The 26,482-nt window shown below is 69.4% G+C and carries 27 protein-coding genes and 1 pseudogene; 16 read left to right on the forward strand and 12 right to left on the reverse strand.

The window, feature by feature from the left end:
• The first annotated feature begins 73 nt into the window (after window positions 1-73).
• Complete coding sequence (locus AB0H76_RS03455; protein ID WP_357316760.1) at window positions 74-514, forward strand: hypothetical protein; 441 nt, start codon at window positions 74-76, stop codon at window positions 512-514.
• A gap of 5 nt (window positions 515-519) precedes the next feature.
• On the opposite strand, the gene AB0H76_RS03460 is transcribed toward AB0H76_RS03455, so the two are convergent.
• On the reverse strand, window positions 520-1,356 hold the full coding sequence (locus tag AB0H76_RS03460) for a hypothetical protein (RefSeq protein ID WP_357316763.1): 837 nt from the start codon (window positions 1,354-1,356) through the stop codon (window positions 520-522).
• 315 nt (window positions 1,357-1,671) lie between these two features.
• Between AB0H76_RS03460 and AB0H76_RS03465 the strand changes: the two genes are divergently transcribed.
• Together AB0H76_RS03465 and AB0H76_RS03470 are read left to right on the forward strand one after the other, a co-directional pair.
• The gene (locus AB0H76_RS03465; RefSeq protein WP_357316764.1) at window positions 1,672-2,286 is read left to right on the forward strand and encodes a hypothetical protein; all 615 of its coding nucleotides are present in this window, start codon (window positions 1,672-1,674) and stop codon (window positions 2,284-2,286) included.
• A 117-nt stretch (window positions 2,287-2,403) separates the two neighbouring features.
• Window positions 2,404-3,504, forward strand: coding sequence for an alpha/beta hydrolase family protein (locus AB0H76_RS03470; RefSeq protein WP_357316766.1), 1,101 nt, complete (start codon window positions 2,404-2,406; stop codon window positions 3,502-3,504).
• A gap of 61 nt (window positions 3,505-3,565) precedes the next feature.
• Here AB0H76_RS03470 and AB0H76_RS03475 read toward each other — a convergent pair whose 3' ends face one another.
• The 3 genes from AB0H76_RS03475 to AB0H76_RS03485 form a co-directional block, all read right to left on the reverse strand.
• Window positions 3,566-3,769, reverse strand: a complete 204-nt coding sequence (locus tag AB0H76_RS03475) for a DUF397 domain-containing protein (protein ID WP_357316768.1) — start codon at window positions 3,767-3,769, stop codon at window positions 3,566-3,568.
• 272 nt (window positions 3,770-4,041) lie between these two features.
• A complete protein-coding gene (locus tag AB0H76_RS03480; protein ID WP_357316770.1) occupies window positions 4,042-4,584 on the reverse strand; it encodes a YaeQ family protein in 543 nt (180 codons plus the stop codon).
• A gap of 21 nt (window positions 4,585-4,605) precedes the next feature.
• Window positions 4,606-6,207, reverse strand: a complete 1,602-nt coding sequence (locus AB0H76_RS03485) for an alkaline phosphatase D family protein (RefSeq protein WP_357316773.1) — start codon at window positions 6,205-6,207, stop codon at window positions 4,606-4,608.
• Between the two features lie 87 nt (window positions 6,208-6,294).
• Here AB0H76_RS03485 and AB0H76_RS03490 point away from each other — a divergent pair, with 87 nt between their 5' ends.
• Window positions 6,295-9,720, forward strand: coding sequence for an arabinosyltransferase domain-containing protein (locus tag AB0H76_RS03490; protein WP_357316776.1), 3,426 nt, complete (start codon window positions 6,295-6,297; stop codon window positions 9,718-9,720).
• A 1-nt stretch (window position 9,721) separates the two neighbouring features.
• Here AB0H76_RS03490 and AB0H76_RS03495 read toward each other — a convergent pair whose 3' ends face one another.
• The 3 genes from AB0H76_RS03495 to AB0H76_RS03505 all read right to left on the reverse strand — a co-directional run bounded on the left by AB0H76_RS03495 (window position 9,722) and on the right by AB0H76_RS03505 (window position 12,196).
• Complete coding sequence (locus AB0H76_RS03495) at window positions 9,722-11,161, reverse strand: MFS transporter (RefSeq protein WP_357316778.1); 1,440 nt, start codon at window positions 11,159-11,161, stop codon at window positions 9,722-9,724.
• A 73-nt stretch (window positions 11,162-11,234) separates the two neighbouring features.
• Window positions 11,235-11,693 (reverse strand): SRPBCC family protein, encoded by a 459-nt coding sequence (locus AB0H76_RS03500; protein WP_357316781.1) that lies wholly within the window; start codon window positions 11,691-11,693, stop codon window positions 11,235-11,237.
• Complete coding sequence (locus AB0H76_RS03505) at window positions 11,690-12,196, reverse strand: NUDIX domain-containing protein (RefSeq protein WP_357316784.1); 507 nt, start codon at window positions 12,194-12,196, stop codon at window positions 11,690-11,692. Before AB0H76_RS03505 ends, AB0H76_RS03500 begins: the two co-directional genes overlap by 4 nt.
• A 34-nt stretch (window positions 12,197-12,230) precedes the next feature.
• Between AB0H76_RS03505 and AB0H76_RS03510 the strand changes: the two genes are divergently transcribed.
• Window positions 12,231-12,563: an MmcQ/YjbR family DNA-binding protein gene (locus AB0H76_RS03510; protein WP_357316786.1), complete on the forward strand. Its 333-nt coding sequence runs from the start codon at window positions 12,231-12,233 to the stop codon at window positions 12,561-12,563.
• A gap of 64 nt (window positions 12,564-12,627) precedes the next feature.
• Entirely contained in the window at window positions 12,628-13,401 is a 774-nt protein-coding gene (locus AB0H76_RS03515) for a 2-phosphosulfolactate phosphatase (RefSeq protein ID WP_357316789.1), read from the forward strand.
• Here the strand turns inward: AB0H76_RS03515 and AB0H76_RS03520 are convergent.
• Window positions 13,358-14,170: pseudogene (locus AB0H76_RS03520) on the reverse strand (tyrosine-protein phosphatase). The gene AB0H76_RS03515 and the pseudogene AB0H76_RS03520 overlap by 44 nt on opposite strands.
• Here AB0H76_RS03520 and AB0H76_RS03525 point away from each other — a divergent pair.
• The 5 genes from AB0H76_RS03525 to AB0H76_RS03545 all read left to right on the forward strand — a co-directional run bounded on the left by AB0H76_RS03525 (window position 14,130) and on the right by AB0H76_RS03545 (window position 18,204).
• Window positions 14,130-14,390 carry a hypothetical protein gene (locus AB0H76_RS03525; RefSeq protein WP_357316792.1) on the forward strand — a complete coding sequence of 87 codons (261 nt, stop codon included), beginning with the start codon at window positions 14,130-14,132 and terminating at the stop codon, window positions 14,388-14,390. The pseudogene AB0H76_RS03520 and the gene AB0H76_RS03525 sit on opposite strands and share 41 nt — an antisense overlap.
• A 97-nt stretch (window positions 14,391-14,487) precedes the next feature.
• A complete protein-coding gene (locus AB0H76_RS03530) occupies window positions 14,488-16,350 on the forward strand; it encodes a hypothetical protein (RefSeq protein ID WP_357320355.1) in 1,863 nt (620 codons plus the stop codon).
• Window positions 16,347-16,520: a hypothetical protein gene (locus tag AB0H76_RS03535; protein WP_357316794.1), complete on the forward strand. Its 174-nt coding sequence runs from the start codon at window positions 16,347-16,349 to the stop codon at window positions 16,518-16,520. The genes AB0H76_RS03530 and AB0H76_RS03535 overlap by 4 nt, the downstream gene beginning before the upstream one ends.
• Window positions 16,517-16,885, forward strand: coding sequence for a hypothetical protein (locus AB0H76_RS03540; RefSeq protein WP_357316797.1), 369 nt, complete (start codon window positions 16,517-16,519; stop codon window positions 16,883-16,885). The genes AB0H76_RS03535 and AB0H76_RS03540 overlap by 4 nt, the downstream gene beginning before the upstream one ends.
• Entirely contained in the window at window positions 16,882-18,204 is a 1,323-nt protein-coding gene (locus AB0H76_RS03545) for a hypothetical protein (RefSeq protein WP_357316800.1), read from the forward strand. The genes AB0H76_RS03540 and AB0H76_RS03545 overlap by 4 nt, the downstream gene beginning before the upstream one ends.
• 1 nt (window position 18,205) lies before the next feature.
• On the opposite strand, the gene AB0H76_RS03550 is transcribed toward AB0H76_RS03545, so the two are convergent.
• The 3 genes from AB0H76_RS03550 to AB0H76_RS03560 all read right to left on the reverse strand — a co-directional run bounded on the left by AB0H76_RS03550 (window position 18,206) and on the right by AB0H76_RS03560 (window position 20,783).
• A complete protein-coding gene (locus AB0H76_RS03550) occupies window positions 18,206-18,577 on the reverse strand; it encodes a hypothetical protein (protein ID WP_357316803.1) in 372 nt (123 codons plus the stop codon).
• Window positions 18,578-18,707: 130 nt separating this feature from the next.
• Window positions 18,708-19,391 (reverse strand): hypothetical protein, encoded by a 684-nt coding sequence (locus tag AB0H76_RS03555; protein ID WP_357316806.1) that lies wholly within the window; start codon window positions 19,389-19,391, stop codon window positions 18,708-18,710.
• Between the two features lie 69 nt (window positions 19,392-19,460).
• Window positions 19,461-20,783 carry a serine hydrolase gene (locus AB0H76_RS03560; protein ID WP_357316809.1) on the reverse strand — a complete coding sequence of 441 codons (1,323 nt, stop codon included), beginning with the start codon at window positions 20,781-20,783 and terminating at the stop codon, window positions 19,461-19,463.
• A 171-nt stretch (window positions 20,784-20,954) separates the two neighbouring features.
• Here AB0H76_RS03560 and AB0H76_RS03565 point away from each other — a divergent pair, with 171 nt between their 5' ends.
• The 5 genes from AB0H76_RS03565 to AB0H76_RS03585 all read left to right on the forward strand — a co-directional run bounded on the left by AB0H76_RS03565 (window position 20,955) and on the right by AB0H76_RS03585 (window position 25,637).
• Window positions 20,955-21,914: an ATP-dependent DNA ligase gene (locus AB0H76_RS03565; protein ID WP_357316812.1), complete on the forward strand. Its 960-nt coding sequence runs from the start codon at window positions 20,955-20,957 to the stop codon at window positions 21,912-21,914.
• A 20-nt stretch (window positions 21,915-21,934) separates the two neighbouring features.
• On the forward strand, window positions 21,935-23,149 hold the full coding sequence (locus tag AB0H76_RS03570) for a serpin family protein (RefSeq protein ID WP_357316815.1): 1,215 nt from the start codon (window positions 21,935-21,937) through the stop codon (window positions 23,147-23,149).
• Between the two features lie 362 nt (window positions 23,150-23,511).
• Window positions 23,512-24,279 (forward strand): hypothetical protein, encoded by a 768-nt coding sequence (locus AB0H76_RS03575; protein ID WP_357316817.1) that lies wholly within the window; start codon window positions 23,512-23,514, stop codon window positions 24,277-24,279.
• A 121-nt stretch (window positions 24,280-24,400) separates the two neighbouring features.
• Complete coding sequence (locus tag AB0H76_RS03580) at window positions 24,401-24,832, forward strand: anti-sigma factor (RefSeq protein WP_357316821.1); 432 nt, start codon at window positions 24,401-24,403, stop codon at window positions 24,830-24,832.
• Entirely contained in the window at window positions 24,822-25,637 is an 816-nt protein-coding gene (locus tag AB0H76_RS03585; protein ID WP_357316824.1) for an RNA polymerase sigma factor SigF, read from the forward strand. Before AB0H76_RS03580 ends, AB0H76_RS03585 begins: the two co-directional genes overlap by 11 nt.
• Here AB0H76_RS03585 and AB0H76_RS03590 read toward each other — a convergent pair.
• The gene (locus AB0H76_RS03590; RefSeq protein WP_357316826.1) at window positions 25,634-26,404 is read right to left on the reverse strand and encodes an SDR family oxidoreductase; all 771 of its coding nucleotides are present in this window, start codon (window positions 26,402-26,404) and stop codon (window positions 25,634-25,636) included. The two genes, AB0H76_RS03585 and AB0H76_RS03590, sit on opposite strands and share 4 nt — an antisense overlap.
• Window positions 26,405-26,482: the final 78 nt, after the last annotated feature.

Raw genomic sequence — 26,482 nt, forward strand, 5'->3', positions numbered from 1 at the left:
GCAATAGGTCAGCGGCACAGCCGAATTGAAAACGATCTTGCTGGTCGGGGCGAAATTGCGGGAGGATGGCGGGATGGGCAGACGGTCGCGCGAGCAGGATTCGCCCTCGGCCGCGGCGGGCACGCCCGCGGGGTCGGCCGAGGTGGTGGCGGCCCTGCATTCGGACCTGGCCGAGTGGATGGGCTCGGACGCGCCGCCGAAGGTGTTCGACCGGTTCGCCGAGGCGTTGCACGAGAAGTTCACGGCGGTCACGATTCTCGCGCAGGTGGTCGACCGGGAGGCGCTGCTGACCGGAGTGTGGTCGGTGCGCAATGTGCAGCCGGGTCTGCGGATCGAGATCTCCGAGGTCGAAGAACTGGCGAACGACGACGCCGTTGTCGCGGTCCGCTTCGTGGCCGAGTACCGGCACGGGGAGATGCGCGCGCGGCGCATGGTCACCGCGGTGCTGACCGGCTCCGAACTCGGCTACCGGTGGCGGTCCCTGCACGAGACCGCCTTCCCCGAGGCCGGGTAGCCGAGCTAGCTGGTCAGGGTCAGCGTTACCCCGGCTCGGTTATTGGCGCTGTTCGGATCGCCGGTCATCAGGGTGGTCACGCTGACCTGTACGTAGCGCGGACCCTGGTGCGAGAGGTTCTCCACCTCGATATCGCGGGTGTACTGCCCGCCCGCCGCGATCGCCGGCACCGTGCACACGAACTGGCTGTCGGAGGTGTTGGGGATGAAGCTGCTGGTGCAGTCACCGCCGGCGCCCGCCTTGTAGGAGAAGCCCTGGACCGGGTGCACGACGATGGTCATGGTGGCCGGGCCCGAGGCGGCGCCGTTCGGATTGCGGACGGTGGCGCGGACCTTGCCGATCGTCGAACTGGAGGAGGTGACCACCACATTGGTCGCCAGGTCCACGGTGGAGCCGGAGGCCGGCGGCGCGGGCGCGGGTTGCGGCGTGGGCTGCGGGGCCGGCTGGGTCGGGCGCGGGGGCGGTGCCGGTTGCTGTGCGCGCGGCGCCGGGGGCGTGAGCAGGGTCAACGCGCTGTAGGGCACCAGATTGACGACCGCGCCGCCGCCGACCGGAATCAGATCGTGGCCGTTCACCGTCGCTACGCCGCCGGGATAGCCGATCGAGACACCGGCGACCTTGAACTGCCTGCCCTGGTACTCGACGACGCTGCCCGGCAGGTAGTAACCGCGCACCGCGGCTTCGGCTTTCGCTTGTTCGAGGGTCAGTTGTGGCGGCGCGGCCGACTCCGGCGGTGCGGTGGACGGTGGCGGAGTAATTAGTGTCAGCGCACTCGTCGGCACCGAATTGACAATGGCGCCGCCGCCGACCGGGGCGATGTCGTGGCCATTGAGGGTCTCCACGCCATTGGGATAACTGAACGAAACCCCTAGTACTTCATACCGATTGCCCTGATATTCGACAATACTGCCCGGTCCGTAATAATTCGGCATGGCATCGACCTTCTGGTGGAATCAGATCGCGCACGGGGAATTGCGCTGCGAATAGCGTAAGCCCGCGGCCGCCGGCAAGGTGCCGTATTTCGGCGCTGGCGCGCACCGTACCCGGCGGTATCGGCCCGCGATCTCGGCCAGAGCGAGCCGGCCGGACCAGTGACACGCGCAACGCCTCGCCCAGGCCATTCGTCGCGGGGCGGGGTGAAGCGCTAACTTGTTCGGGTGACGAGAAGCGGTGTATCCACGGTGGCGGCGGCATGGCAGGCAGGCGACCGGACTCCGGTGCCCTTGAAGGACGCGACCGTGGCCTGGGCACTGGCCGCGCACACCGAGTTGGCCGAAATCGCCACCGGATACGGCTATTTCATCACCGTGACGGAACTCGCCGAGCGCGTGCAGGAGGTGTCCGGCGTGCACACCGCCGCGCCGACCCGCACCTGGATGGAAGCGATTCTGCGCAAGGTCGCGCGCCGCTGTCACAAGGCGGGGGAGCCGCCGTTGACCGCGCTGTGCGTGCGGCAGAACCACACCGTCGGCGAGGCCTACAAGTACGTCCTCGAGCTGGCCGCGCTGCCCGTCCCGGACGATCTCGAATTACACGCCGCCTATGCCCGCTGGCAGTGCTACCAATTCCACGGCGCCGAAATGCCCGAGGATTTCACCGTCCCGCCGCTGACCCCCAAGGTCGCCAGCCGCCGCCGTCCGGCCGCGAAGATGACCACGCAGGTCACCCACACCGGTGCCGCGGCCGAGCCTGCGCAGCCGGCCCGCGAGGCCGTGTGCTCGCAGTGCTTCATGCAGTTGCCCCGCGCCGGCACCTGCCTCAACTGCCTCTGAGTCGTTCCGCCAACTATTCAGCGTCGCATCGGAATTCGCGGCGCGGTAGTCTGCATCCCGGAAGCGTGGGGACGCGGCCGGGTTCGCGGGCGCGCGGCGGAAAGGTCATGGCCGACTATGTGGGGTGGAACGCTCGGGCGCGTCCTGGCCGGTGCGATAGCGGCGGTGCTGTTGCCGTTCGGGGTATCGGCGGCGCCCGCGACGGCGGAATACAATCCCGATGCCTTCGACTTCTTCGTCGATTCCAGCATGGGGCAGATCAAGACCCGCATTCTGCGGGCGGCCGACGGTAACACCGATCGGGTGGTGTACCTGCTCGACGGCGAGCGCGCCGAATCCGATATGAACGGCTGGGAGGAATACACCGGCATTCCGGCCGCGCTGGCCGCGTTCGATGTGAATGTGGTGCTGCCGGTTGGCGGGCAGTCCAGTTTCTATGTCGACTGGGCCGAGCCGAGCAGTTTCCACGGCGTCAATCCGGACGGAAACGCGTTGCCCGGTTCGGATTCCGGGTCCGCGGTATCGGGCTGGGCCGAGACCTCGGGTAAGACCAGCCGCTACGTCTGGGAGACCTTCCTGACCCGGACGCTCAAGGACGCGCTGGCCGAGCGGCTCGGCTTCGCCACGGAACGCAACGGGGTCTTCGGACTGTCCATGGGCGGCAGTGCGGCGCTGCTGCTGGCGGCCTACCATCCGGACCAGTTCGGCTACGCGGGCTCGCTGTCCGGCTACCTGCACATGTCGGCGCCGGGGATGCGGGAAGCGCTGGGGCTGGCCATGATCGCGGCCGGTGGGTACAACATCGACGCGATGGCGCCGGCGGGTAGCCCGCAGTGGGCCCGGATGGATCCGTATCAGTTCGCCCCGAAGCTGCTGGCGAACCGGACTCGCCTCTACATTTCGGCGGGCAGCGGGCAGCCTGCGCAGCAGGACCTCGCCTCGGCCGACGCGGTGCTGCAGGGCATGCCGCTGGAGTCGATCGCCCTGGCCAATACGCGCGCGTTCCAGGCGCGGTTGACCGAACTGGGATACACCGAGAACGTCACCTACGACTTCCCGGCCATCGGCGTGCACAACTGGGGCAACTGGCAGCAGGTGGCCAATCGGCTGGTACCCGAGATCGCCAAGTACGTCGGACGGCCGGTGCCGCACGGCGGGTCGCCGCCCGCGCCGCCGGCCGACGGTCAGCCGCCGCCGGGCGGGGTGCCGCCGAGGTAACCACAGCGATCCTTCGCCCGCTCGGATGACCATGGGCCGGCGAAGGATCGCCGCGGTGGGGTTACCGGTCGAATGTGCCGGACGCGATGGACGTCGTGAACGCGGTCCACTCGCCGGGGGTGAATACCAAGGCCGGGCCGGAGGGGTTCTTCGAGTCCCGCACGCCGACTCGCCCGGTGTCGAGGAAGGCGACCTCGACACAATCCCGGGACGCGCCACTGCGCCGGCTCTTGAACCACTTCGCGGCGGAAAGTTCTGATTTCACGGGTTTTCTCCTTTGCAATCCTGCGAATGAGAGTTGGCGCCTCCCCGCCACATCCAACAGCGCAGACCCAGGGGTCTGTGCAGAACCACGATACGACTGGATCCGCGCGAGCACTATCGATTCCGGCGGAATTCCGATGCCGCCGTAATATTTCGAGCTCGACCGGCCGTGCAATTGTAATAATCAATAGGTCGCGATCATGTGATTAACAAAGTTAACGAATGTGTTATCACGATGCGGCGCAAGCCATTTCGGTACGCGCAATTGCCGGATCAGGGGATGTGATGCGCCTCGATCGCGGTGCTGAGGCCGACCCCGTTCAGCTCGAGGAACAGCTCACGCTCGGTGATCGACACCGTGACGGCGTTGCGGCGGTCCAGGGCGGCGACCGCCTCGTCGATGAAGGCCCGGTCGAAGCTGTAGACGGGGATGTCCGCGCTGCGGTGGATGCGCTTGCCGGTCAGTTGCGCGAGCACCTTGACCGGATCGCGGTGGGTGTAGACGGCCGCGCGGCCGGCCAGCTTGCTGCCGCGGTGCAGCCGCTCGGCATCCGGCGCGCCGACCTCGATCCAGGCGGTGACCCGGCCGGTGAGGTCGCGCACCAGTACGGCGGGCTGATCGGTGGAGGAGACGCCGCCCTCGCTGAAGGTGATGCCGTCGGTGTATTCGAGGCAGTACGCCAGCAGCCGGGTCAGCATGAACTCGGCCGTCTCGGAGGGATGCCGCGCGACCCGCAGGTCCAGCTCCTCGTAGACGCCGCGGTCGACGTCGGCGAGCTGGACAGCGAAGGTGTGCAGGGTTGCGCTCAGGGCCATGAGTCCGGAGCCTACTGCGTGCTACGCGTTTGCTTGCAGGTCGAGCTCGGCCACCTTGATCAGGCCCTCGTCCGGGCGGGCGGTCTCCAGCACGAAGGTGGCGGCGCGGCCGTCGATCACCAGGGAAGCAATGGAATTCCCGAAGTGCGGGCCGCTCACCTTCTGCCACTGCACCGGATCCGGCGAAATCCCGCGCTTGTCGGCGAGCTTGCGCAGCGCCGCGGCGATCGGGCGGGCCCAGGACAGCGCGAACAGCGCGTGGAAACGCTTCGGCGGATCGTTGTGCACCGGCGAGCAGACCAATTGCAGCACCGTGGATTTCGTGGGCTCGGCATAGTCGGCGCGGGCGGCATAGCTGTGATGGACGTCGCCGGACAGGACGCAGATGGTGCTCGGGGCGTCCGCGGCGGAACCGAGCCGGTGGATCAGGGCGGCCAGGCGCTCGAAGGAAGCCCGGAAAGCGGGCCAGTGCTCCAGGTCGGCGGCCTGTCTGACCAGCTCGCCTAGTCGGCCGCGCAGGCCCGGCAGGCTCGCGGCCCGTTCGTTGAGCGATTGCAGATGGCTCACGGCGTGTGGCATCAGCCACGGTAGCGAGGAGCCGATCAGCAAGTGGTCGAAATCACCCGCGGCGTTGGCCTCGATCCAGTCGAACTCCTCGTCGCCGACCATCAGGCGTTCACCGTCGAGGATGCGGCCGCTGCGGGTATCGACGACCAGCAACCGGATCCGGCCGAAATCGCGGCGGTAGGACCAGCGGGTGGGTTTGCGGCCGTCGGCCTCCTTGTCGGCGTGCTCGGCGAAATCCTCCAGCAGCTCCTGAACATCGGTGCCGGCCTTGGTGATCTCGCGGTAGAGGTCGTTGCGTTCCAGATCGTCCGGGCCGAGATTGCCCAGATGCTGGTAGACCCAGTACGACGCCAGGCCGGCCCGGATGCGGCCGCGCCACCACGGCTTCTCGGCCATCTGCTCGCGCCAGGTGCGCGAGGTGTTCCAGTCGTCGCGCACGTCGTGATCGTCGAAGATCATCGAGGTCGGAGTGGTCGACATCAGCCAGCGGATCTCCGGATCCGACCAGGATTCGTGGTACAGCTCGGCGTACTCGCGGAAGGACACCACCTCCTTCTCCGGCTCCTCGCCGTTGCGCCGCTCGGCCAGCCACTGCTCCACCTGCGGGGTGGGCTGGTCGGCGTAGACCTGATCGCCGAGCAGCATCAGGGCATCCGGCCACTGCTGTTCGGGCAGGTCCCGCATTCGCAGCGCGTAGGCGTCCAGGGCGTCGGGGCCGACCTTGTCGGCCTCCAGGACACCCGGGGTGGCCTTGGCCGCGCGGCAGGAGCCGAACAGGATCGTACGCACCGGCTGGGTGCGGATACGGCACGGCGGGAACTCCGAATCCGGTTCGGGCCAGACCGTTTCACCATCCAGCGCGACCTGATAGGGAATCGAGGCGCCGGTCTCCAAACCGTCGAGGCAGACCAGCGCGAAATGCAGCTCGCCGACCTGGAACGTCCGGGCCCGCTGCCCCAGCACCTCTACCTCGCACGCCGTGTCGGTTTCCACCCACACGGTCGCCGAGGTCGCGTCGACGTGCCGTAACACCGGGCCCAAGACCAAATCCGCCATATTCTCGACGTTACGTCGTCGCGGACGATCGGGCTCGGGGAAATGTGCCCTCGGTTTTCCCGCCGGGTATGGCTAGCATCCTGATTCGTGCGTGCGGATTCGCCCGGGTTGTCCCGGGTACACCTGATCGCCGTCATCTCGGGGGGTCTCGGTGTACTGCTGGCGGTGCTGACACCGCTGCTCCCGGTACGGCAGCAATTCGCGAGCCTGGAGTGGCCGCAAACCCATGCGACTCAGGTCACCGCGCCGCTGGTCGGCTATACAGCCCGGAATCTGGATTTCAGCGTGGGCTGCACCACACTGCGCGATCTGCCCGGCGGGACGGTGGTTTCGACCGTGCCGGGGGCGGGGGACAGGGGACTGCTGGTCCGGATCGAGGAACGCGCCGGGATCGGGCGCACACTCGCCGTCTCGCTACGCGGTACGCCCCTGCTGACCGCCGCGATCGCGGAAATCACCGGTGGGGGGCCGGTGTTCGACAACAGTGCTCCGGAAGGGGAGGGAACGCCGCCGCCCGGCCCCACCGCGCCCCCATCCGGCGGTGCGCCGCCTCCGGAAGGCCCCGTGGGTGCGCCGTATCCGCCGCCGATGGGCTCGGAATCTCCGGGAGTTCAGCTGCCCTCCGGCGTCGATTCGGAGCCCGAGTCCGTCCCGCCTCCTGGGGTGCAGCGACCCGTGACCGCGCCGGGTGCGAATTCGGCTGGGACGCAGGGGCTGCCGGGTGGCGTGGTGGCCGAGGTCGAGAAAGCGGCGGGGACCGAGTTGTGCGGGGCGCTCAGTGTGCACTCCGCCGCGTCGGGCACCACAGCTGAGCTTTCTGGGATTTCACGATCGGACGGCACGCCGTTCCGGAAGACGGTGTCCGAGGATGTGCGGCCTCAAATCGTGGGTTTGTATACCGATTTGGATCGGACGCAGTTGGGTGACGCGCGTCTGCGCGCGGAGCTCGACACCCGATTCTCTTCCAGCCCGAGCTCGGTGAAGATCGCGGCGATGGGTGGCGCGGTGCTGGGCACGCTCCTCGCGCTGATCTGCCTGCATCGTCTCGACGGCGCGGAGGAGCGTCGGACGCGGCGGTTTCTTCCGGTCGGCTGGTGGCGGGTCACCCGCCTGGACGGCGCCGTGGGCGGAATTCTGCTGGTATGGCACGTGATCGGGGCCAATACCTCCGATGACGGCTATATCCGCGTCATGGCGGAGGCGGCGCGGGAGGCCGGGTATACGGCCAACTACTACCGCTGGTTCGGGGTGGCGGAAGCGCCGTTCGGATGGCCGTACGAGGTGCTGGCGTGGCTGACGCGAATCAGCGACGCCAGCCTGTGGCTGCGGCTACCCGCGCTGCTCACCGGCCTGCTGTGCTGGTGGGTGCTCAGCCGGGAAGTGCTGCCGCGTTTGGGTTCCCGGGTGCGATCGAATGCCACGGCCCGGTGGAGCGCCGGCCTGGTGTTCCTGACGATCTGGTTGCCCTACAACAACGGCCTGCGCCCGGAGCCGCTGATCGCCCTGGGCGCCCTGCTCACGTGGTGCTCGATGGAACGCGCGATCGCCACCCGTCGCCTGCTCCCCGCCGCGATAGCGATCCTGACCGCAGCCTTCGCGCTCGCCGCCGGTCCGAGCGGATTGATCTGCCTTGCAGCTCTTTTCGCCGGTGCCAGACAAGTTCTGCGCGGGATCGACAGACCTGTAAAGAGGCTGGGCTATCTCGTGCTGGCGCTGCCGCTTCTCGCCGCTGGCACCGTCGTACTGGTTGTGGTGTTCGCCGATCAGACGTTCGCGTCGGTGCTGGAGGCGGTGCGGGTGCGGCGGTTGATCGGGCCGGATTTGGCCTGGTTCGAGGAGCCGACGCGGTGGGAGTCGCTGGTTTCGCTGACTCCGGATGGTTCGCTGGCGCGGCGGTTCGGGATCTTGGTGATGCTGTTGTGCCTGGGTGTGTGCGTGCTCGTGGTGTTGCGGAAGGGCGGCCGGGTTCGGGGGGCCGCGAGGGGCCCGGTGTACCGGGTCCTGGCGGTGGTCGTCATGTCGCTGCTGTTGATGATGTTCACGCCGACCAAGTGGACGCATCATCTCGGGGTGTATGCCGGGCTGGCCGCCGCGGTCGCCGCGGTGACGGTAGTTGTGCTGGGCGCCGGCGTGGTGCGCGCGGACTACTGTCGCTCGCTGTTCGGTGCCGCGCTGTTGTTCCTGCTGGCTTTCTGCTGCACGGGGTCGAATGGGTGGTGGTACGTCTCCGGGTATGGGGTGGCGTGGCCGAATCGCTCTCCCCAACTGGCGGGGGCCGCTTTCTCGACGGTGTTGCTGGCGCTCGCGGTAGTTCTCGCCGGGGTCGCGGTCTGGCAGTACTTCCGCGCGCCTGCCGCGCCGAAGGATTTCCTCGTGCACCCGCTGGCGTTCGCCGCCGCGGCTCTGGTGCTTTTCCAGGTCGGCACCATGGCCACCGCCGCCTATTCGCAATACCCGGCCTACTCGGTCGGCCTGTCCAATCTGCGCGGCCTCACCGGAAACGGCTGTGGCCTGGCCGATTCCGTGCTGGTGGAGACGGACACCGCGGATTCGCTCATGCAGCCCTACGTCGGCTCGGCCGCCAACGGGCTCGCCGCCGAGAACGCCGGATTCACCGCCGAGGGCCTCGGGGAACTCGCGCCCGACGGTCCTGGTCCCGCCGGTCCGCCCAGCGCCGGCCGGCCGCAGCCCCCGCAAGAGGCCCGAACCGCTGCCGGAATCAACGGCAGCACAGCGGCATTGCCCTTCGGCCTGGACCCGCGGCGCACTCCGGTGCTGGGCAGCTACACCAACGGGGAGAAACGCCGGGCGCACCTGACCACCCAGTGGTACCTCCTGGATCTCACTACCGCGCAACATGATCCCGCCTACCGCGCCGTGATCCTCACCGTCGCTGGACGTTTCGAAGGACGGCAGTTGCGGTTGGAGTTCGCCCGGCGTGCGGGCGACGGGACACTCGAGATCCTGGGTGATCTGGCGCCCCCGGCCGTCGGCGGCGCTCCGATGTGGCGGAACCTCCCCGTCCCCCTGGACCGAATCCCCGAGGACGCCAACGCCATCCGGCTCGTCGCCGATATCGATACCCCGTCGGACAAGCAGTGGCTGGCCGTCACGCCGCCACGACTACCGCACCTGTCCACGCTGAACGCGCTGGTGGGCAGCACAGCTCCGGTGCTCGCGGACTTCCAGACCGGCTTCGCCTTCCCCTGTCAGCGACCGTTCGACCATCGCGACGGCGTGGCGGAACTCCCGGTCTGGCGCATCACCCCGGACAAGCTCAACGCTCAGGTCGCGGGGACCTGGCAGGACGAGACCGGCGGCGGCCCGCTCGGCTGGACCGGCCAGCTGACCCGGCCGCGCACCCTGCCCGGGTACCTGGAACACGACTGGACCCGGGACTGGGGCGAGCTGCAACTCCTCACGCCGATCGTCGACGCCCCCGCGGCGGCCATCGAGACACGATCCGAGACAACCTGGGGCACAGCCGATTACGGGCCGATCAGGACCGGTTGACCTACTTCTCCGCCGACGCACTGAGCGGCCGCGCCAACTCCTCCAGCGACCGCCCCTCGGCCTTCACCCCGAACACCACCTCCACCAGCCCGGCGAGCAGCATCGCCGTCGCGCCGATGGCGAAGGCCAGCGCGATCCGCCCCGGATCGCCGTCCTCGGCCAGTTTCGAGAACACGAGCGGACCCGCGACACCACCCGCGACCGTGCCGATGGCGTAGAAGAAGGCGATGGCCATGGCCCGCGTTTCCATCGGGAAGATCTCGCTGACCGTGAGATAGGCGGCACTGGCACCGCAGGAGGCGATGAACAGCACCGCGGTCCAGCAGGCGGTCAGGGTGACGGCGCTGAGGTGCCCGCCGTGGAAAAGCCATGCGGTGCCGAACAGCAGGAGCGCCGACCCGATATAGCAGCCCGAGATCATCGGTTTGCGGCCCACGGTGTCGAACAGCTTGCCCAGGAACAGCGGGCCCAGGAAGTTGCCAAAGCAGATGATCGCGAAGTAGTAGCCGACCCGGTCGTTGGGGATATCGAACGACTTCGTCAGGATCAGCGCGAAATTGAAGGTGATCGCGTTGTACAGGAATGCCTGCCCGATGAACAACGAGAACCCGAGAACGGCCCGCTTCGGATACAACCGCAGCAGCACCGAGGCGATCTCGCCGAATCCGGTGGAGCGGCGCTGCTTGATCTCCAGTTGCTGATCGGAGACGTCCTCGAGTTCCGCGCCGGTGCTCGCGCGCACCTGTTTCTCGATATCGACCACCGTCGTTTCGGCGGCGTCCTCGCGCCCGTGGATGAACTGCCAGCGCGGACTTTCCGGCACCGACCGGCGCACGAACAGGATGACCAGCCCGAAGACCGCGCCGAGCGCGAAGCTCAGCCGCCAGCCCACGTCGGCGGGGAACAGGTCGGTGTTGAGCACGACCACCGACAGCAGCGCGCCACCGACCGCGCCCAGCCAGTAGGTGCCGTTGATGACGATGTCGATGCGCCCGCGGTATTTACGCGGAATCAGTTCGTCGATAGCGGAATTGATCGCCGCGTATTCGCCGCCGATACCGAATCCGGTGAGGAAGCGGAAGAACACGAACCACCACATATTGAACGACAGCGCCGTCATAGCGGTGGCGAACAAATACACCGCGAGCGTGATCAGGAACAGCTTCTTGCGCCCGAACCGATCGGTGAGCCAGCCGAAGAACAGCGCACCCGCGCCGGCGCCCGCCACATACAGCGCCGCCGCCAGGCCGGAAACCTGGGCGGCGGTGATGGCCAGGCCGCTGCCGGGCTCGGACAACCGGCCCGCCACGCTGCCGACGACGGTGACCTCGAGCCCGTCCAGAATCCATACCGACCCGAGGCCGATCACGATGGTCCAGTGCCAGCGCGACCAGGGCAGCCGATCCAACCGGGCGGGAATATCGGTGGAGATGGTTCGCACGGGACACCGCCTTGGGATCGCGATCGGCTTGCGGTGCGAATACCCGCCGGCCGCCCTCGCAATCGGCGGTGGCTCAGGACTTTTCGGCGTGCTCCGCGAGGCGGTCGACCGAGGCCTGCAACTTGTCGGGCGTGGTGGCCCGGGCGCGGGGCAGACGGGTCTCGTCGGTGAGCCGGGTCCAGTCGTAACTGTGGGTGACCAGGGTGCGGTTCTCGTCCAGCGGTTCCAGCTCCCAGCGCCACAGGTGCCCGGGCGGTTCCTTGCCGGGCTCGGACGGGTTCCAGGCGATCCGGCGGCCTTCCTCGAACTCCACCACCGTGTTGTCGCGCACGTGGCCGTTGGTGAGCGTCATCGAGAAGACCGCGCCCGCGTCGCGCACCCGCTGCCCGACGGGCGCTTCGGCGAGATTGTCGTTGCCGTCCCACTCGGGCTGGCGTGCCGGGTCCGCGATCAACTCGAAGATCGCGGCGGCGGGCGCGGCGATCTCCCGGCTGGCGATGACTACCTGTGGCACATCGATGTCGTTGGTCATGGCTTGATCGAACCATGCGGTGACCGGGCGTGCTGGGCCGGTGCGAACCAGGTGGGGCCGGCGGCCAAGGCGTGCTCGATGCGGCGCCGCTCGTGCGGCGCCAGCTCGGGCAGACCGTCGAGCGCGAACCAGCCGACCTCGAGCGACTCGTCGTCGTTGACGCGGGCGGTGCCGCCGACGGCGCGGCAGAGCAGGGTGATGTCCATGAATTGGCAGGTGTCGCCGTTGGGGTAGGTGTGCGGCGGCAGCGCCATCACATGGGCGACGCGCTCGGGGACGCAGTGCACCGCGGTCTCCTCGAACACCTCGCGCACGGCGCAGTCGGCGGGCTGCTCGCCGGGCTCCGGGATGCCCGCGATCACGGTCCAGCGGCCGGTGTCGGCGCGGCGCCCCAGCAGCACCTGTCCCGCGTCGTCGAGGACGACCGCGGCCACCCCGGGCAGCCAGAGCAGTTGCTGACCAGCGGTGGCCCGGAGGTTCCGGATGAAGTCGGGAGTTGCCATGCACCGACAGTAGAGGGGTTGGGAGAATCCCCTGGTGAGTGCCACTGGTGATGATGTTCGTGCGGCAGCGCTGGCGCTGCCGGAGGTGGCGGAGGAGTTCGCCTGGGGGATGCCGATCTTCAAGGTCGCGCGCAAACTGTTCCTGACGCTGCCCGAGGAGGAGACCTCGATGGCGGTGCGGTGCCCGATCCTGGACCGTGACGAGCTGGTGCTCGCGGAGCCGGACAAGTTCTGGATCGCCGCGCACGAGGCGAACAACGCGTGGGTCCGGGTGCGCTTGGCGGCACTGGAGGATCGCGACGAGCTGACCGCGATCGTGGCGGACTCCTGGAAACTGGCCGCCCCCACCCGACTGCTCGACCGGTGAACGAGTACCGGTCACGCTGATCCGATCCCTGGTGTTCGGAGCCGCCGCAGCCGACACTCGAGGTGTGGAATGGGTGCGGCAGAACGACTTCGGGGTGCGGGTCGAGTGGGGTTTGGCGGGTGCGCAGGAGGTGGGACCCGGTAGCTCCTGCGTGGTGGTTGTCGACGTGCTCTCGTTCAGCACCTCGGTGACCGTGCTGGTCGAGCGCGGCACACACGTGCTCCCGTACCCGTGGCGCGAGGGTGCCGCTGATTTCGCGGCGGCCCAGGGTGCGCAGGTGGCGGTCGGGCGGCGCGCGGTGACCGCGCGGCAGCCCTGGTCGCTCTCGCCCGCGGCGCTGCGCCGGGCCCCGTTCGCCGACCGGCTGGTGCTGCCCTCGCCGAACGGCTCCACGATCTCGGCCGCGGTATCGGAGATTCCGGTGGTCGTCGCGTCGCTGCGCAACGCGTCGGCGGTGGCGAACTGGATCCGCGGCCGCGGCTGGGGTACCGCCGCGAATCCCGTCACCGTGATCGCCGCCGGTGAACACTGGCCGAATCGCGACCTGCTGCGCCCGGCCGTCGAGGACTGGCTCGGCGCGGGCGCGGTCGTCGCGGCTCTGGGCGACACCGGGCCCCTGTCCCCGGAGGCCGAGGCCGCTCGCGCTTCCTACCTGGCCGCCACCGATCTCGCCGCGACCGTCACCGAATCCGCCTCCGGCCGCGAACTCCGCACCGGCGGCTTCCCCGACGACGTCGCGATCGCCGTCGAACTCGAAAGCAGCTCCGCCGTGCCGCTTCTCGTCGACGGCGCTTTCACGGACGCGGGACGAGTAACCGGGACTGCAGCCGGTCGATGACCTGCGCGCCGAGCCCGACGGGGCCGGTCAGATAGTTGCGGGGTGAGCCGTAGGCGGCGGTGAGATCGGCCAGGACCAGGCGCATGATCTCGGCGGGTGCGCGGCCGTAGGCGGGCCAGCGCAGGGTGCGGCCGGGGTGGGCGGCCTGCCAGTCGGCGACGAGCTGGGCGGTCGCGCGTTCGGTGAGCGCGAAGTCGGCCAGGATCTGGTCGTCGCCGATGTCGAGGGCGGTGAGCAGCAGCGCGGCGATCAGGCCGGTGCGATCCTTGCCGGAGGCGCAGTGGATGACCACCGGCCCCTCGGCGACGGCGATCAGTTCCAGGGTTTGCCGGATCTCGGCGATACCGTCGGCGGCGACCTCGGCGAAGCGGTCCGCCAGATAGCGCCACGGGTCGAGCTCGGGATCGAGGCCGGCCTGGTCGTAGGGCCGGTGTTCGATGCTGCAATTGGGTTAGTGGAACCGCTCCGGTTGCGGGACACGGCCGTTGGCGTCGATCTCCCAGGAGTAGCGCAGATCGATGACCGTGGTGACGCCGAGGTCCAGGAAACGATCCCAATCCGCACCGCGCAGTTTGCCGAGTGAATCCGACCGGTACAGCAGGCCCCAGGCCACCGTGCGGCCGTCGGCGGATCGGTACCCGCCGAGGTCGCGGAAATTGCGCAGATGGTCGAACTCATGGTGCCGCTTCATGTTTCGCAGACTGTCACAGTCCTCGTACGCTCGGGAGATGACGCTGCTGGAAGTGCTGGCCACGACGCGGCGGTACATGGTGCTGCCGGGGAACGATTTCGCGTGGTCCACCTGGGACGACGAGGCCGAGGCGCTCGCGGAGTTCGACGCCCTGGTCGAGCAGGTGCGGCAAGGGGAGCGGCCGTTCACGTTGCACGTGCTGTACCTCCCGACCGGTCCGTTGCAGGAATTGGCGATCTCGAGCGGTTGGGCCGAGCAATATTTGGTGCTCGCGGCCCGTTTCGACGAACTGTTCTGACCCTTTCCGCCAGGTCTGGATTTCGCCGCATACCGACTCGGATCCCGGGCACACTCCTAGTACAAGAGACTCCGGGTTACAGAAAGAGCGGTCCATGATGAGGCCTGTACTCGCGCAGGGAACCGAGGGCGGCGGCGCCGCCCTGGATCAAGTGCTGATACTCACCGGATCGGCCACGTTGATCGCGGTCGGGCTGATGTGGGTCGCCTATCTGCACCGGACCAGACGGATCACCTGGCTGAAGACGGCCGCGGACAAGCTGGGGCAGCTCTCGAACCGGCCGGGGTGGGTGGCGCTGCCGATCGCACTGTTCATCACCACGATCCTGACCGCGATGCTCGGCTTCATCTGGGACGTCAGCCTGCACATCGGGCAGGGCCGGGACGAGGGTCCGCTGGCCAACCCGGCGCACTACTTCATCATGGTCGGCCTGTTCTTTCTGTTCATCTCGGGCATGCTGGCGGTCATCCTGCCGCTGGACGAGAAGCCCGGCCCGGCCGCGATCCGGATCACCCGGGACTGGCACGCGCCGGTCGGCGGCGTCCTGATGGCCGGCGCGGGGTTGTACGCGCTGATCGGCTTCCCGCTCGACGACATCTGGCACCGGCTCTTCGGCCAGGACGTAACCCTCTGGGGCCCCACGCATTTGATGCTGATCGGCGGCGCGGGACTGTCGCTGATCGCCATCCTGCTGCTGGAATTCGAAGGGCGATCCGACAAGCCGGACCCGGACCGCGAAGACGGGCCGTTCCTGTGGATCGCGCGCAGCTTCGCCTTCGGCGGCCTGGTGATCGGCCTGTCGGTGTTCCAGGTCGAATTCGACTTCGGCGTACCGCAATTCCGGCTGGTGCTGCAACCGATGCTGATCGTCGCCGCCGCCACCGTCGCCCTGGTGTCGGCGCGCTACACGCTCGGCCGCGGTTCCACGCTGATCCTGGTGGTGTTCGCGTTCCTGGTGCGCGGCATCATCGCGGTCATCGTCGGCCCGGGTCTCGGCGCGCCGTACAACGTCTTCCCGCTCTACCTCGGCATCGCGATCGTGGTCGAGTTGATGGCGCTGCTGCCGCTGCTGCGCAAGCCGGTGTGGTGGGGCGCGCTGACCGGTCTGGCGGCCGCCACGGTCGGCCTCTGGCTCGAATCACTGTGGGTGGACCGGATGTTCGTCGATCCGTGGCCCACGTCGATGTGGCCGGAACTGCTGGCGATGGCGGTGCCGGTCGGTATCGCGGGCGGCGCGCTGGGCGCGCTGCTCGGTGTGGTGCTGCGCGGTGAGCAACTGCCGCGCCCGGCGATCCGGCGCGCGCTGGTGATCGGGGCGGTACTGGTCGCCGCCATCGCCACCACCAACGGGCTGCGCCACGATGTCCCCGAAAACGCCACGGCGACAGTTCGATTGCGCGATGCCGAGCCGGTGAACGGCGGCCGCATGGTGACCGCGGAGATCACGCTCTCGCCCGCCGACCTGGTGAGCGAGGACCCGGAGTGGGTGCAGGTGCTGGCCTGGCAGGGCGGCACCGGCGGGGTGCTGGGCCGCTGGCGGGCCGACGGCGCCGAGAGTCCCGGTCGCGGCCTGGTGGTCGACGAACTGCGCCGGACCGGGCCCGGGCAGTACGTGACCACGAAACCGGTTCCGGTGTACGGCAGCTGGAAGACAGTGCTGCGACTGAACGACGGCCGCCTGCTGACCGCGCTGCCGATCTTCATGGCGGCCGACCCGGGTATCGGCGCGACCGAGGTGGCGGCGGACGCGCAGTTCACCCGCCCGTTCGTCAGCGAAGTGACCGTGCTGCAACGGGAACGGACCTTCGACAGCGCCGCCTGGCTGATGCCCGCGGCGGGGCTGCTGGTGCTGCTCTGCTCGCTGCTGCTCATCTGGGCGCTGTCCTGGGGTGCGGCGCGGGTCGATCTGGCCTACCGGCGCACGGTCCATCCGGAGCCGGTGGATCTGGTTCGCCAGTGAGATATGAACCGGGAGTAGATGTTCTGGCCGATCACTCCGCGCTGCTGGCCATCCCGGCGTTCGCGCCCGCGTTCGCGATCGTCGGGGTGGTCGTCTATATCGCGATGCGCGACCGGCGGGCGGAGCGGCGCGAGTCCGCCGAGGGCTCGGCGAGCGAGGAGGAACGATGAGGTCGACAGGCGCGTGGGGATCGACGGTGCTCGCCGTCGCGGCGCTCGTCTCCGGTTGTTCGTCGACCACCGAGGAACCGCCCGCGACGACCGGCGGGGAGACGACGGTGGCCATCCGGATAGCCGGTCGCACAGTGCAACCCACCAACGGTCGCGCCGAAGCCAGGGTGGGACAGCCGATCGTCCTGAAGGTCGACAGCGACACCGCCGACGAACTGCACGTGCACTCCGATCCGGCGCACACCTTCGCCGTCGAACCCCGTGCGGGCCAGGAGTTCCGGTTCACCGTCACCGTTCCCGGCCAGGTGGAGGTGGAGTTGCACGAAGCGGGTAAGACCGTGACGACCCTGCAGGTCCGCCCGTGACGCTGCTCGCACACGGTCTCGGTGGCGCCGACGATCTGCCGATTCCGCTGTCCTACGCGCTGATCGGCGCCGCGTGGGCGCTGACGTTCTCCTTCGCGATCCTGCTGGTGGCCTGGCGGGAACCGCGCCTGGATCCGGCGGCGCCGGGGCGGCGGCTGCCCGCGCTCATCGATTCGGCGTGGCTCCGGACGGTGCTCGGGGTGCTGAGTGTGCTGGTCGCGCTCTTCCTCGGTCTGGTGCTGGTCTTCGGTTCGGCCGACCCGCAACGGAATCCGATACCCGGGGTGTTCTACATCTACCTCTGGGTCGGGGTGATGACGGCCTCGCTGCTGTTCGGCCCGGTCTGGAAGCTGCTCTCCCCGCTGCGCGCGCTGCACCGTTTCGCCTGCCTGCTGCTGCGCCGCGACCCCGGGCAGGGCGTGCTGGCGTATCCCGAATCCTGGGGGTATCGCCCCGCGGCGATCGGACTGTTCGCCTTCGTCTGGCTGGAACTCGCCGCGCCCGAACCGGGTTCGGTGCTTGCCGTGGGGTGCTGGCTGCTCGGCTACGTGCTCGTCACCGCGGTGGGCTTGGCGCTGTTCGGCACCACCTGGGCCGAACGCGCCGACCCCTTCGAGGTCTACAGCACGCTGCTGTCGCGCCTGAGTGTGTTCGGGCGTGACACCTCCGGCGCCCCGGTGCTGCGCGCCCCGCTGCACAATCTGGCCGCGAGCCCGGTGCTGCCCGGCGTGGTCGCGCTGGCCGCGATCCTGCTCGGCTCGACCGCGTTCGACAGCCTCTCCGCGCTGCCCGCGTGGGCGAACTTCGTCGACAGCCGGGGCGACGGCTCGGCGCTCACCGAAACCGTCACTCGCACAATCGGTCTGCTCACGGTGATCGCGATCGTCGGCACGCTGTTCATCCGGGCGGCCCGCGCCGTTCCGGGGATCGGCCGGGACGAACGCGCCCGGCTACCCCGCCCGCTCGCCCACAGCATCACCCCGATCGTCGCGGGCTACCTGATCGCCCACTATCTGACCTTCCTGCTCGAAAAAGGCCAGGCGACACTGGCTTTGCTCGCCGACCCCTTCGATCGCGGCTGGAACATCGCGGGACTGGCCGACCATCAAGTCGACTACTTCCTGTCCACCCATCCCGCCGTCCTGGCCACTGTGAAGGTGCTCGCCGTGCTCACCGGCCACATCCTCGGGGTGACCGCCGCGCACGACCGCTGCCTGCGGCTGCTGCCCCGGGCACACCGCGCCACCGGTCAGCTGGCGCTGATGCTGCTCATGGTCGGATTCACCTTCACCGGGCTCTACCTGCTCTTCGGTGGGTGATTCACTGCCGGATGGTGAACGAATCCTCCATGAACGCGTGATAGCGGCAGTAGAAGGGGTGCACGCCGGGCTCCGCGGGCGCGGTGAAGGTGATGGTCTGCCGCGGGCCGATCTCGTAGTCGAACAGGCCGGCGCGCTTGCTGGTGATGCTGTGCTTGACCTGGTCGTTGTTGACCGCCGTGACTACCGCGCCCGGCCGGATCGGCGGGACCACGCTGAAGGTGCGCTCGTCGATGGTGATGGTCGTCGACGCGATCGGGGCGGGCGCCGGGACCGGTGGCGGATCGGGCGGCACGGTCTTGCCGCAGGCCGCCGTCAGGGCGAGGGCGAGCGTGGTCGCCGCGAGCGCGATCCGGTGTCTCGGTGCTGGCATGGCTGCCTCCTGCGCGTGGGCGAACCTGTTCCCGATAGTAGATCGAGACTGATCGCCATCGCGCATGAATCGGTCCCGGCGCCGGTCGAGGAGCTCGAGCCGCGGCGCCGGGACCGAACTGCTGTTCGCCTCAGGCGGCAGGCGCGGGGGCGGTCATGCCCTCGGCGGCGCCCGCAGCTGCGCCGACCACGGCGCCCACGGCGGCGAACGGGGCGGCCACCATCGCGTAACCGAGGGCCGCGCCGACCACGGGCACGATGACCAGCCCGATGGGTGCGAACGGCAGGCCCGCGACGAGCCCGGCGACCGCTCCGATCAGCGCGCCGGTGGACGCGATGGGCGCGGCGGCGACGCCACCCACCGCGGCGCCCACGGCGGCCGAGCCCAGGGTGTCCTCCGCGACGCGTTCGGCGCGCCACGGGTCCAGCCCGGCCGATTGCAGAGCGGTGGACAGCGCGAGCTCGGTGCCGCCGGCCGCGTCGTTGATCTGGGCGGCCGTCTCGGCGGGCAGCCACTCGGGGCGGTCGACCTGGGTGTCACCGATGCGGACGCGATTGTTCTCGGGATCGACCGGCGCCGGGACGTCCTCCGCGACCGGCGCGGGCGGTGGCATCGGGAGCAGGGATTGCAGGAATGCGAGCGGATCCTGCGGGGCCGGCGCGGATTCGACCACCGGCCGGTCCGGCGGCGAGTTGTCGGCCGCGGCGGCGCCGGCGCCGAAAACGACGACCGCGAGCGGTGCCGCGCACGCCACGAGGGTGGTCGCGCGCAAGCGAAGGGATCTGACCGGAGTGTCGGACTGCTGTGCGTCCATGGGCTACCTCATTCGAAACGACGGTGCTTACACACCAACATTCGGAACAAGACGCGTTCCGGATTGTGCTCAGCGAATACCGGGTGTCGCCGGGTCGCGGCCGATACAGCCGAGCAGGTAGCACCCCGGCGGCCAGTCGCCGAACGGCGCCGCGAGCGGTTTGCCCAGGCAGGTCGCGAGATTGCAGCCCGGATAGGCGGCCGGTCCGAAGCCGAGCGCGCCGAGCAGCGCGTCCGGATTGGAGATCATCGGATCGGTCACGCTGACGTCGGGCAGCGGGACATACGGGCCCGGATCCGGCAGGAGCGGCGCGCGGAAGGCGGCCACGACGGCCCGCAGCACGTCGTGCGGGAAACTCACCGAGTCACCGGGCACGGTCACCCCCGTCCAGCTGACCAGCAGGCCCAGGCTGGGCACGATGAAGTTGTCCTGGCGCATCATGCCCGCCATCTCCACCGCGTCCGTGGGCAGGCCGGGGAAGGAGATGGCGCAGCCGGGCCCGTTGACGACCACGAGGAAGCCGAAACACGGCTTGGCGGGCGAGGGTTCGCTCGCCTGCCGCAGATACTCGGCGGAGACCACCTGGGTCTCGTTCCACCGGCCCTGGTTGCCGATCAGCAGGCCGAGTTTGACGAAGTCGTCCGGCGGCAGCACCAGATGCGCGTACCCGTAGGTGTTTCCGCTGCGGTCCCGGGCCCAGTGGTAGTCGGTGGCCGGAATGCCCATCGGCGCGAACAGCTTTCGCTGCGCGTAGGCCTGAAAATCCTCGCCGACCGCCTGCTGCACCACATAGACCAGCAGGTCGACCGCGCGCTGGCTGTACTGCCACACCGTGCCCGGCGGATTGTCGATGGGCAGGGCCAGCGCTTGGGCCACCACGTTCGGATCGAACTGCGCCAGCCCCGTAATGCCCTCGGAGGCAACGGCAACCCGCATGCCGGAGGACTCGTCGAGCAGGTGCCGGACCTTGATCGCGCGGTGCGCCGCGTCGCCGAGGCCGGGCGGCAGGTAGGTGCCGATCGGGTCGTCGATCCGCAGCCGCTGCTCGTCGACGGCGATGCCCGCGACCAGCGACACCACGCTCTTGGTGCTGCTCCACATGTTCCAGGCCTGGCCGCCGGTCTCGGCATTGCGCGCGCCGGTGGCGATCAGGCAGTTGTTGCGGAAGACGTGCACGGTGCGCCGGGACGGATCGTTCGCGATCCGCATCGCCGCGGCCAGCGCCGCCGAATCCAAGCCCACCTCTTCGGGTTTCGCGGTCTCCGGCGTGCGGCCGTCGCGCACCGCGCACTGTTTGAACTCTGCCGGCGCCGCACCGGCGACGGCGGGCACACCCCACAGCGCTGCCGCCGCCAGGCACACCGACGACACCAGAATTCCCAGACGACGCACAGCACTCTCCGCTCCGATAACCCTTGCCCGGGTCATCGGAGCGCGGCACCCGCGAATTACGCCGTGACGTGCCCATACTTGTCGGGGCGGAAGTTGTCGGGGCGCAGACCGCCCAGAGTGTCGGACCGTCGCCGTACCCTCGGGTGCGCCGCACGAAGGAAAGGCAGGCCGATGGCTGACGAGGAACGCGACGGCGTCGCACTGACCAATCTCGACAAGCCGCTGTTCGACGGCGCCGAGGCGACCAAGCGCGACCTGATCGACTATCTCGAGGCCACCGGCGATCGCCTGGTGCGCCAACTGCGCGACCGCCCGCTCTCGGTCATCCGGATCCGGCCGGGCCAGGAGCCGTTCATGCAGAAGAACCTGCCGAAGTACACCCCGGAGTGGGTGCCGCGGGTGACGGTGTGGGCCGAGAGTTCGCGCCGCGAGGTCACTTACGCGCTCTGCGAGAACGTCCGCACCCTGCTCTGGTTCGGCAACCAGCGCGCCATCGAATACCACCCGACCCTGCTGCTCGCCGACCACGCCAAGGGCCCCACCCATCTCATCCTCGACATCGACCCGCCCGAGGGGCAGCCGTTCCGGCAGGCGGTGCTGGCCGCGCACCTGATCCGGCAGGCGCTGGCCGACGACGGCCTGGCCGGCGCGGTGAAAACCAGTGGCGCCAAGGGCTTGCACATCTTCGTGCCCCTGGTCGAGGGCCTGGCCATCGACGATGTCGCCGCCGCCACCCGGGCGGTCGCCGCCCGTGCCGAGCGCCTCGACCCGGCCCTGGCCACCACCGCCTTCATCGTGGAGGACCGCAAAGGCAAGGTCTTCCTGGATTCCACCCGGGCCGGCGGCGCGACCGTGGTGGCCGCCTACAGCCCGCGCATTCGCCCGGGCGTCCCGGTCTCGTTCCCGCTGTCCTGGTCGGAGCTGGACGACATCACCCCGGCCGACTTCACCCTGCGCACCGCGCCGGGCCTGCTCGGTGACCGCGACCCGTGGAGCACCGAAATGCCCGCTCCGCAAACCCTTCCCGCCGATCTGCTGGCGGAGGGGCACACCATTCCGATCGCCCGGGTGCAGGCCATGCACGAGGGTAAACGCCGCGCTCGCGCCGCACGCAAGAAGGACGAGGCCTAGGCCGCGCTAGCGTGAGTGCGGTGTGTGCCGCTCCCGCTCCGAATGTCCTGGCGTCCAACCGGCTGACCGCCGCGTGGTGCCGGTCCGCCGCGCCCGGCGATTTCGTCCTCTCCGGGGTGGGCCTGTGGCCGCTGCTGGCGGTTCTGGCCGACGCGGCCGCGGGCCCCGCCCGCGCGGAACTCGAAGGGGCCATCGGGATTCCGGTCGCGGTGGCCCGCGAGGCGGCGCTGGACATCCTTGCCGTTCTCGAGGACTCGGCGTCCACCTCCGCCGCGCTCGGGGTGTGGGCCGACGTCGACTTGCCGCTGAAGCCGGAGTGGGTGCGCGGCCTGCCCGACGGCGTGGTGGAGCGGCTCGCGGGACAGCAAGCACTGGACAGCTGGGCGAGCAAGCACACCCGCGGGATGATCGAGCGGTTCCCGCTGCGGGTCACCCCGGAGACAGTGCTGGTGCTGGCCACCGCGCTGTGCGCCGAAACCAGCTGGCGCGAACAGTTTCAGCCGCACAGTCTCGCCCCGGCCGCCGGTCCCTGGAAGGGGCACCGGGGTCTGGCGCTCCAACGGTATTCCTCCGATACGCGGGCCGCGTCGATCCTGGACGATGCCGCGCCGGTCACCCGTGTCGTCGTCGAGGGCGACAACGACCTGGACGTCCACTTGCTGCTCGGCGACGCCGAACCGGACGTCGTCCTCGGCACCGGGCTCCGCGCGCTGAACGGGGAGACCCCGATCCGGACGGACCTGCCGCCCGGCACCGTGGCTCCGGGCCTGACCGTCACCGAGCAGCGGAACATCGTGCCGCTCGATGATCTGCGAATCGTTGTGCCGCCCTTCGATATCCGCTCGTCGCACGACTTGCTCGCGCGCCCGGACCGTTTCGGTCTGACCGCGGCGACCAACCCCGATCTCGACAACCTCCCCGCGATCAGCGCCATCCCGCTGTTTCTCAGCGAAGGCCGCCAGGATGTCGTGGCGCAGTTCTCCGCCAAGGGTTTCAAGGCCGCGGCCGTTACCGCCTTCGGTGCGCGCGCCGCGGGCATGCCGCCGCCGGCTACTCACACCACCCGGCTGGTGAACGTCGGCTTCGACCGGCCCTTCGGTTTCCTCGCCGTGCACCGCCCGACGGGTCTGGCCGTGGTCGCCGGATGGGTTGCCTCCCCGCCCGCCCCGGAGCCGGCAGACGACACCGAATACCCGCCCGGCGCGCCCCGCCCGGTCCGTTCCCCACTCCTGTGAGATCCGCGTCGCGGCGCGGAGTTGACGAGACATTAGCTGCGCCGGGGCAGCCGGATCACCCCGCTGGCCTGGGCGTTCGCTGATCTGTTGCGGGGCAGTTCGTTTCGGCGCGCTCACACCGGAGAACTTCCGGCGGTGCGGCTCGGTGCGCCCATTCACCCTCCATCGGCCGGAGAGTTATGCAATGTTGGTACTGCGCAACGGCATTGAGGAGATGCCGCGGGTCGCTGTGAAGCGTCGGTCAAGGGAGTGTGGCGAACATGTCGTCGGCGTACGCATCCGAGCCAGGCCGCCGTGCCGGCGCGCGTCAGTTCGGGGGGCGCGCCGGCCGAGCCGGTCGTGGCGTCCCCCTGTGGCCGGGCATGATCCCGCTGCACCAACAGGCGCGTCAGCAGCAGCAGGCCCGTCAGCAACAACAACCGGCCCGGCCGCCGCAGCGGTCCGCCGCACCGGCGCCCGGCGAGATCACCCAGCCGCATACCGCCCCGCTGCGGCAAACCACCCCGCGGGCCACCCCGCAGCGCATCGAGCCGCGCCAGCCGATCCCGGCCCGAAGGGTGGAACCGCATCAGCGGCTCTGGGACGCTCGGGCGACGCGGCCGCACAGCCATCGCAAGCGCTCCCGGCATCCGTGGGTGGTCGTCTCGGTGGCCGGCGGCGCCTCGCTCGCGGCCGTCGCCATCGTGGCCGTCTACACCGCGCAGGCCACCGGCCCGAACGAATCCTCGCCGACGGTGGCCGGCGCGGCCCTGGGCGGCGGGCCGGGCTGTGAGGCGGCGCGCACCGAGCAGTTCGTGCGCGGCAACGGCGTCGGCTCCGCCGAGACCGGGCCGGACGCGATCCTGGCGTTCCAGCACGCCTACTACGTGGCGCGCTCCGGCGTGGCCGCTCGCGCGCTGGCCGCGCCAGAGGCGGCCGTGCCCGCGGCCGCGGTGATCGACAAGGGCATCGCCTCGGTCCCCGAGGGCACCCGGCACTGCGTGCTGATCACCCCCATGCCCGACGGCCGTTTCGACGTCGTGATCACCGATATGCGCCCCGACGCCTCGGTCCGCACCTATCGCCAGTTCGTCACGGTGGCGGTGCGCGACGGTGCGATCGTCATCACCAAGATCGCCCCTCCGACCTGACCCTTCGTCGCCCCGGGTTGGTTGCCGCGTTCCGCCTCCGCGTTTCGGGGTAGGCTGACCGCCGCGGTCGGCGTGGCCACGGCAGTGCGCGCCGGATGACCACTCAGAGGGCGGTGATGGGATGGACGAGAAGATTTCGGAGTCCACAACAGGTACGACGACGGTCGGGGTACGGGTCCCGGCGGAGCTGGAGCAGCTGACCATGCTGCGCGCGCTCGCCGAAACCGTGACTCTCATCGCGGATTTCGGGATCGACGAGGTCACCGACATTCGGCTCGCACTGGACGAGATCGCGACGGCGCTGATGCTGGGCGCGGTCCCGGGTTCCGAGGTCGAGACCGGCTTCACCTACCGCGAGGGCGCCATCACCGTGCAGATCTCCGGTGTCGCGGCCACCGATACGGCACTGGATCAGGGCAATTTCGGCTGGCACATCGTCGAGACCCTCACCGACACCATCTCGGTGGCCCAATCTCCGTTCGACGCAACGGTTTCCGGCTATCCTACGGTCGTCGTCTTCACCTGGGTCAGAGGAACAACCGATGAGCAATGAGGCGCGTTCGCCTCGCCCCGACCGCGGACCACGCAAACGCGGCAGCGATAGCTACGACAATATCGAACCGCTCTTCGCCGAGCTGGCCGCGCTCGACCCGCAGGACTCGCGCCGGCACGAGGTCCGCGAAGAACTGATTCGCCGCTGCCTGCCGCTGGCCGAGCACATCGCGCGCAAGTTCACCGGGCGAGGCGAGAACTTCGAAGACCTGCTGCAGATCGCGCGGGTCGGCATGGTCGCGGCCGTGGACCGGTTCGATCCCTCGCACGGTGCCTCGTTCCTGTCCTTCGCGATCCCGACCATCATGGGCGAGGTCCGGCGGCACTTCCGCGACTACGCCTGGGCGGTGCGAGTTCCGCGCCGGCTCAAGGAGATTCAGCAACTCATCGGTCCCGCCGTGGAGATGCTCTCGCAGCAGCTGGGCCGGATGCCCAAGGCGAGTGAGATCGCCGAGGAGTTGCAGGCCGACCTGGTCGAGGTGACGCAGGCGCTGATCGCCCGCAACGCCTATCAGACCTCGCCGATCGACGCCACGACCGGCAAGGACGACGACAACAGCCCGCTCACGCCGATCGACACCCTGGGCACCGACGACCCGGAATACCGCAACGTGGAGGATTACCTCGCGGTGCGGCCGCTCATCGCGGCCCTGCCCGAGCGCGAGCGCAAGGTGCTGATCCTGCGCTTCTTCGAATCCAAGACGCAGACCGAGATCGCCGAGCAGCTGGGTGTCTCGCAGATGCAGGTGTCCCGGATCCTGTCCAAGACCTTGAGCACGCTGCGTGAGCAGGCGCTGAAGGACTAGGCGCCGTATCCGCCGTCGATGTCCAGCTTTTGGCCGCTGATGTAGTCGGCGCGATCCGAGGCCAGGAAGCACACCGCTTCGGCGATGTCCTCGGCATCGCCGAAGCGGCGCAGCGGGATATTGCCGCGCGCGATCTCGCGCGCCTGCTCGTCCAGCTCACCGGAGGCGAACAGCCGCACCGCCATGCCGTCGCCGGTCATGCCCGGGCCGACGCTGTTGGCGCGGATGCCGAAGCGGCCCTCCTCGGCGGCGATGGCGCGCACCAGCGCCTCGACGGCGGCCTTGGGCGCGCTGGAGAGGCTGTCGCGCACCGGATATCGCGCGGTGGCCGCGGTGGTGACCGCGACGATATTGCCGCGCGCGGTGCGCAGATGCGGTAGCGCCGCGTGGGTGGCGTTGAAGAACGCGGTGGTGTCGTCGAGCAGCTGCCGCCGGAAATCGGCCGGCGCGATCCGGCTCAGATGCACCATCGGAACATGCGGCCCGGCGGCGTAGACGAGGGTGTGCAGGCCGCCGAGCCGGGTGGCCGCCTGGCCGACGACCTCGGCGGTCTGCGCGGCATCGGCGAGATCGAGCTGCCAGGCCCGCGCGGTGCGGCCGTGCGTCGCGGCGGCCGCGTGCAGCGGGTCCAGCGCGCCCGCCGACCGGAAGTAGGTCATCGCCACGTCGCTGCCGCGTTCGAGCAGCATGCGGGTGATCGCCTGCCCCAGGCCACCGCTGGCGCCGAGCACCAGCGCGGCGCCGGTGCGGTGCGCGAAATCGAGCATGGCGATGCCTCCCTCGGATGGCCGCGGGTCGGCGCTGTCCCGGGTTCATTGTTAGCCGAGCCGACGGAACCAAGCAAG

It is taken from the genome of Nocardia sp. NPDC050712 (assembly GCF_040654295.1).
GTDB lineage: Bacteria > Actinomycetota > Actinomycetes > Mycobacteriales > Mycobacteriaceae > Nocardia.

What these genes read in the sequence shown, in the direction of transcription:
- AB0H76_RS03555 (WP_357316806.1), bottom strand. Translation starts at nt 19,391, where the DNA reads ATGGACGCACAGCAGTCCGACACTCCGGTCAGATCCCTTCGCTTGCGC.
- AB0H76_RS03470 (WP_357316766.1), top strand. Translation starts at nt 2,404, where the DNA reads ATGTGGGGTGGAACGCTCGGGCGCGTCCTGGCCGGTGCGATAGCGGCG.
- AB0H76_RS03480 (WP_357316770.1), bottom strand. Translation starts at nt 4,584, where the DNA reads ATGGCCCTGAGCGCAACCCTGCACACCTTCGCTGTCCAGCTCGCCGAC.
- AB0H76_RS03575 (WP_357316817.1), top strand. Translation starts at nt 23,512, where the DNA reads ATGATCCCGCTGCACCAACAGGCGCGTCAGCAGCAGCAGGCCCGTCAG.
- AB0H76_RS03585 (WP_357316824.1), top strand. Translation starts at nt 24,822, where the DNA reads ATGAGCAATGAGGCGCGTTCGCCTCGCCCCGACCGCGGACCACGCAAA.
- AB0H76_RS03565 (WP_357316812.1), top strand. Translation starts at nt 20,955, where the DNA reads ATGGCTGACGAGGAACGCGACGGCGTCGCACTGACCAATCTCGACAAG.
- AB0H76_RS03500 (WP_357316781.1), bottom strand. Translation starts at nt 11,693, where the DNA reads ATGACCAACGACATCGATGTGCCACAGGTAGTCATCGCCAGCCGGGAG.
- AB0H76_RS03485 (WP_357316773.1), bottom strand. Translation starts at nt 6,207, where the DNA reads ATGGCGGATTTGGTCTTGGGCCCGGTGTTACGGCACGTCGACGCGACC.
- AB0H76_RS03525 (WP_357316792.1), top strand. Translation starts at nt 14,130, where the DNA reads ATGACGCTGCTGGAAGTGCTGGCCACGACGCGGCGGTACATGGTGCTG.
- AB0H76_RS03530 (WP_357320355.1), top strand. Translation starts at nt 14,488, where the DNA reads ATGAGGCCTGTACTCGCGCAGGGAACCGAGGGCGGCGGCGCCGCCCTG.
- AB0H76_RS03550 (WP_357316803.1), bottom strand. Translation starts at nt 18,577, where the DNA reads ATGCCAGCACCGAGACACCGGATCGCGCTCGCGGCGACCACGCTCGCC.
- AB0H76_RS03505 (WP_357316784.1), bottom strand. Translation starts at nt 12,196, where the DNA reads ATGGCAACTCCCGACTTCATCCGGAACCTCCGGGCCACCGCTGGTCAG.
- AB0H76_RS03455 (WP_357316760.1), top strand. Translation starts at nt 74, where the DNA reads ATGGGCAGACGGTCGCGCGAGCAGGATTCGCCCTCGGCCGCGGCGGGC.
- AB0H76_RS03580 (WP_357316821.1), top strand. Translation starts at nt 24,401, where the DNA reads ATGGACGAGAAGATTTCGGAGTCCACAACAGGTACGACGACGGTCGGG.
- AB0H76_RS03540 (WP_357316797.1), top strand. Translation starts at nt 16,517, where the DNA reads ATGAGGTCGACAGGCGCGTGGGGATCGACGGTGCTCGCCGTCGCGGCG.
- AB0H76_RS03590 (WP_357316826.1), bottom strand. Translation starts at nt 26,404, where the DNA reads ATGCTCGATTTCGCGCACCGCACCGGCGCCGCGCTGGTGCTCGGCGCC.